At 70.9% G+C, this 4,816-nt stretch carries 6 protein-coding genes and 1 tRNA gene; 4 read left to right on the top strand and 3 right to left on the bottom strand.

All coding sequences use genetic code 11. The features are described 5' to 3' along the window. Window positions 1–155 precede the first annotated feature (155 nt). Both MTQ10_RS27960 and MTQ10_RS27955 read right to left on the bottom strand, forming a co-directional pair. On the bottom strand, window positions 156–536 hold the full coding sequence (locus tag MTQ10_RS27960; protein ID WP_247473078.1) for a YchJ family protein: 381 nt from the start codon (window positions 534–536) through the stop codon (window positions 156–158). A gap of 164 nt (window positions 537–700) precedes the next feature. Continuing rightward, window positions 701–785: transfer RNA gene (locus tag MTQ10_RS27955), tRNA-Leu, on the bottom strand. A 184-nt stretch (window positions 786–969) separates the two neighbouring features. Between MTQ10_RS27955 and MTQ10_RS27950 the strand changes: the two genes are divergently transcribed. The 3 genes from MTQ10_RS27950 (at window position 970) to MTQ10_RS27940 (ending at window position 3,752) form a co-directional block, all read left to right on the top strand. Further along, on the top strand, window positions 970–2,304 hold the full coding sequence (locus tag MTQ10_RS27950; RefSeq protein WP_247473077.1) for a M20/M25/M40 family metallo-hydrolase: 1,335 nt from the start codon (window positions 970–972) through the stop codon (window positions 2,302–2,304). 178 nt (window positions 2,305–2,482) lie between these two features. Beyond that, a complete protein-coding gene (chpH, locus tag MTQ10_RS27945) occupies window positions 2,483–2,716 on the top strand; it encodes a chaplin ChpH (RefSeq protein ID WP_247473075.1) in 234 nt (77 codons plus the stop codon). 154 nt (window positions 2,717–2,870) lie between these two features. Next, window positions 2,871–3,752 carry a chaplin gene (locus MTQ10_RS27940; protein ID WP_247473074.1) on the top strand — a complete coding sequence of 294 codons (882 nt, stop codon included), beginning with the start codon at window positions 2,871–2,873 and terminating at the stop codon, window positions 3,750–3,752. A 93-nt stretch (window positions 3,753–3,845) separates the two neighbouring features. Here MTQ10_RS27940 and MTQ10_RS27935 read toward each other — a convergent pair whose 3' ends face one another. Then, on the bottom strand, window positions 3,846–4,034 hold the full coding sequence (locus MTQ10_RS27935; RefSeq protein ID WP_110627081.1) for a DUF5703 family protein: 189 nt from the start codon (window positions 4,032–4,034) through the stop codon (window positions 3,846–3,848). A 47-nt stretch (window positions 4,035–4,081) separates the two neighbouring features. Here MTQ10_RS27935 and MTQ10_RS27930 point away from each other — a divergent pair. Beyond that, a partial coding sequence (locus MTQ10_RS27930; protein ID WP_247473073.1) for a hypothetical protein occupies window positions 4,082–4,816 on the top strand: 735 nt, incomplete at its 3' end.

Here is a 4,816-nt window from a genome sequence, read left to right as displayed (position 1 = left end):
GCACGAGGGCCTTTCTGGTCGCCGGTGCAGATCTCGCAATCCACACCGAGCCAGAGGGCCCTCACCCATTTCAAGATCACACGTCAGTGATCGCTGTCACCAACCTCCGTGGACAGAACACCTAGGCGCGCCGGGCGTCGCTCGGCAGAAATGTCCTAGGGCTCCTCGGGGAACTCCCCGTCGACGTACACCCAGGCCCCGCCGTCCCGCTCGAACCAGCTGCGCTCCAGCAGCGAGCCACCCCGGTACGACGCCCGGAACGTCACCGTCCCCGAGGTGTGGAACGCCGAGCCGTCGGTGGCGTCGAGGATCTCCAGCCCCGTCCACCGCATGCGCGGGTCCAGATCGAGCCGCGCGGGCCGGGTCCGCGGATGCCAGGTGCGCAGCAGATACGCCGCGTCGCCCGTGACGAACGCGCTGTAGCGGGACCGCATCAGCGCCTCGGCGGTGGGCGCGGCGGCGGCGCCGGAGTGGTACCGGCGGCAGCAGTCCGCGTACGCCTCGGGCCGGCCGCAGGGACAGGAACGCGTCGTCATGACCGCCATTGTGCCGGGCCGGGGGAGCGGCACCGACTCCGGGCCGTACGGCGGGAGGGGTGAGCGGAGGCCGGTCCGAGGCACCGGCGGATCCCGGCGCCCGGGGTGCGGGCCTGGGCCTGCGGGCATGCGAAAGGCCCCTGCTGAGCAGGGGCCTTCAGCTGTGTCCGAGGGGGGACTTGAACCCCCACGCCCGATAAAGGGCACTAGCACCTCAAGCTAGCGCGTCTGCCATTCCGCCACCCGGACAAGGTGTCTGTCGTGCGGGCTTTCCCCCGCGGCGACGAGGTAAACATTACCAGGCTTTCGGGGATGGTCGATCACCCCCGTCCGCCCGTGAACGGGGAGTGACGGACCGGGACCGGTCTTGGGCGGCACGGCCGGGGGGAGGGAGGATGAGGGGGACCGACGGCTGACACCGGAAGGAAGCAGCGTGAGCGACACGGACACGGCGGACAAGGCCAGGGGCGTCACCGGCGAGGACGAGGTCGTCGACCTCTGCCGCGACCTCATCCGGTTCGACACCAGCAACTACGGCGACCACTCGGGCCCCGGCGAGCGCGCCGCCGCCGAGTACGTGGCGGAGAAGCTCGCCGAGGTGGGCCTCGAACCTCGGATCTTCGAGTCGCACCCGGGCCGCGCCTCCACCGTGGCCCGTATCGAGGGCGAGGACCCTTCCCGGCCCGCGCTGCTCATCCACGGCCACCTCGACGTCGTGCCGGCCAACGCGGCCGACTGGACCCACGACCCCTTCTCCGGCGAGATCGCCGACGGCTGCGTGTGGGGCCGGGGTGCCGTCGACATGAAGGACATGGACGCGATGACCCTCGCGGTCGTGCGCGACCGGCTGCGCTCGGGGCGCCGGCCCCCGCGGGACATCGTCGTCGCGTTCCTCGCCGACGAGGAGGCCGGCGGCACCTACGGCGCCCGCCACCTGGTCGACAACCACCCGGACCTCTTCGAGGGCGTCACCGAGGCGATCAGCGAGGTCGGCGGCTTCTCCTTCACGGTGAACGAGCAGCGGCGGCTCTACCTCATCCAGACGGCCGAGAAGGGCATGCACTGGATGAAGCTGACCGTCGCCGGCACCGCCGGGCACGGCTCGATGATCCACCGCGACAACGCCATCACCGAGCTGAGCGAGGCCGTCGCCCGGGTGGGCCGGCACAAGTTCCCCGTCCGTGTCACCAAGACCACCCGCGCCTTCCTCGACGAGCTGGGCGACGCCCTCGGCACCGAACTGGACCCGGAGGACATGGAGTCCACGCTGGCCAAGCTGGGCGGTATCGCCAAGCTGATCGGCGCGACCCTGAGCAACACCGCCAACCCGACCCAGCTGAACGCCGGCTACAAGGTCAATGTGATCCCCGGCGAGGCCACCGCCCACATCGACGGACGCTTCCTGCCGGGCTACGAGGAGGAGTTCCTCGCCGACCTCGACCGGCTGCTCGGCCCGAACGTGCGCCGCGAGGACGTGCACGCCGACAAGGCCGTCGAGACCACCTTCGACGGCGCGCTGGTCGAGGCCATGCAGTCGGCGCTGGTCGCCGAGGACCCGGCCGCCAAGGCGATCCCGTACATGCTCTCCGGCGGCACCGACGCCAAGTCCTTCGACGACCTCGGCATCCGGGGCTTCGGTTTCGCACCGCTGAAGCTGCCGCCGGAGCTGGACTTCGCCGGAATGTTCCACGGCGTCGACGAGCGGGTGCCGGTCGACGGGCTCACGTTCGGTGTACGGGTGCTGGACCGGTTCATCGACCTTTCCTGAGAACGGAACCGCCCGCGCCGCGGCTGCCGGAAAACCACCCGTCGGAAATCGGCCGCGTGTACGGGAACGACTGAGAAGAGTGAATGCGACGATAAGCTCGTAGCCCCATTACTCCCTCCTCGTTACTGGTGATGCGATCCGCGACGCTGGGATCGCTTTTGCCAACTAGGAGGAATAAATGATCAAGAAGGTCGTCGCTGCTGCGGCTGCCACCGGCGGTCTGGTTCTCGCGGGTGCGGGTCTCGCCGTCGCCGACTCCGGTGCCCAGGGTGCCGCCGTGTACTCCCCGGGCGTCGTGTCCGGCAACGTCATCCAGGTTCCCGTTCACGTCCCGGTGAACGTCTGCGGCAACACGATCTCGGTGATCGGGCTGCTGAACCCCGCTTTCGGCAACACGTGCATCAACAAGTGACGTTGTCGCCCCTCAAGGGGTTGTTCCTCTGAGGGTCGTCCATGCCGTCGGCCCCGGAGCGCCTGCCATGCGCTCCGGGGCCGACCGGTCTTTTGGCGACGACCGCATCGCGTTTCGCACGGGATTCGAAAAGTCGAAGGCAGGGATTTCAGGAATGCGACAGGCAACCCGCAAAGGCCTCATGACCGTGGCCGCCGCCACCGGAGTCATCGCGGCCGCCGGCAGCGCCTACGCCCATGGGGGTGCGACGGCCGAGGGCTCGGCCTCGGGCTCGCCGGGCGTGCTGTCCGGCAACTCGGTGCAGGCGCCGGTGCACGTCCCGGTGAACGTCTGCGGCAACACCGTCGACGTCGTCGGCGTGCTCAACCCGGCGGCCGGCAACACCTGCGGCAACAAGAGCCACGGCTCGGGGCACCACGGCGGCTCCGGCGGCCACGGCTCGCACGGAGGGTCGGGCTCGTACGGCGACTCGGGCGGGTACGGCGGTCCGGGTTCCCACGGTGGCTCGGGCAGCCACGGCGGCTCCGGCTCGCACGCGGGCTCGGGCGGCTCGCACGCCGGCGGCCACACCGGGGGCTCGCCCGGTGTGGGCTCCGGGAACAACGTCGAGGCCCCGATCGACGTGCCGGTGAACGTCTGCGGCAACAGCGTCGATGTGATCGGCATCGGCAACCCCGCCCTGGGCAACGAGTGCGCCAACGGCGGCGGCTCGGGGCACCCCGGGCACCCCGGGCACCCCGGCAACCCGGGTAACCCCGGCACCCCCGGTAACCCTGGCAACCCGGGTAACCCCGGCACCCCCGGTAACCCCGGTAACCCCGGCACCCCTGGCAACCCCGCCACCCCGGGCCAGGAGACCCCGGGTGCTCCGGGCCACCCCAACGTGCCGGGCACCCAGACCGTCACCCAGCCCGAGGGTGAGGCCCAGCTCGCCCACACCGGCAGCGAGATGCCGCTCGGCATCGTGCTCCCCGCCGGCGCGGGCGCGCTCCTCGCGGGCGCCGTTCTCTACCGCCGGGCGCGCGCCTCGGCGTGACCGGCCGTTCAGGGCGCTGAGCCGCCCTGAACAGACGAACGGAGCGGGCCCCGCCGTAGCGGCGGGGTCCGCTCCGTCCCGTTCGGCCTCAGCTCACCACGTGGCGCGCACCTGTCGGATGATCCGCCGGCGCAGCCGCACACGGCGGCTGCCGTCACGCATGAGGCTCAGGCGGTACAACTCCCAGTGTCCGTACTCTGCATGGTCCGTCAGCAGACGTGTCGCCTCCTTGCGGGAAACCCCGCGCGGTACGTGCACGTCGACAAATTCGTATTCCGGCATCGCATCTATTGTGCGGTCCGGGGCCCGCTACGGATAGCGTCTGCTGTATGTCTGATGCTGCGCAGCCCACCGCTGCCGAGGTACGCGCCGCCGCCGAAGCGGTCAAAACCGCGCTCGACCGCCACCTGGCCGCGGTCGAAGCCCGGTCGGGGGAGGACGACCCGGCCGTCTACGAGGCGTTCAACCAGCTGGCCGCGGCGGCCGAGGCGTACGACGAGCTGCTCTACGACCGCTACGACGAGGTCACGCCCTTCGAGATCCCCGGCGGCGAGGAGATGCCGCCCTACACCGGTCCCGAGGAGCCCAGCGCGCTCAGCGTGTTCATCCGCCGCGACTACGCCGTGAGCGATCAGCAGCGGCTGCTGGCACAGGCCCGGAGGGTGGAGGCGGTGGACGGCGACACCGACGACGAGGACCTGGCGGACACCGTGCACGGGGCGCTGGGCGTCCTCTTCGGCGAGTTCGAACCGGACGAGATCGCCAGTCGGCACAAGGAGTTCGGCCTCGAGGAGGGCGACTCCACGCTTTGGGTGGTGGCCGTCGACGAGCCGGCCGAGCCCGGCGAATGGCTCGAGGCACCCTTCGAACAGGCCGACCCGCAGCGCGTGATCTGCCGCTTCGACGTCAGCGCCGTCTTCGACGACGCGGGCCTCGCCGACGAGGGCGACGACGAGGACGCCGGCGTGGTCGCCGGGCTGGACGACGACGAGGTCGAGGAGATCGACCTCGACGAGGACGACGAGGACGACGAGGACGACGAGGGCGGCGGGGGCGGGGAGGGA

The sequence above is a fragment of the Streptomyces sp. XM83C genome (assembly GCF_023072675.1).
GTDB lineage: Bacteria > Actinomycetota > Actinomycetes > Streptomycetales > Streptomycetaceae > Streptomyces > Streptomyces thermocoprophilus.
The sequence above is the reverse complement of the archived record's forward strand: the minus strand, read 5'-3'. Positions and strand labels throughout refer to the sequence as shown.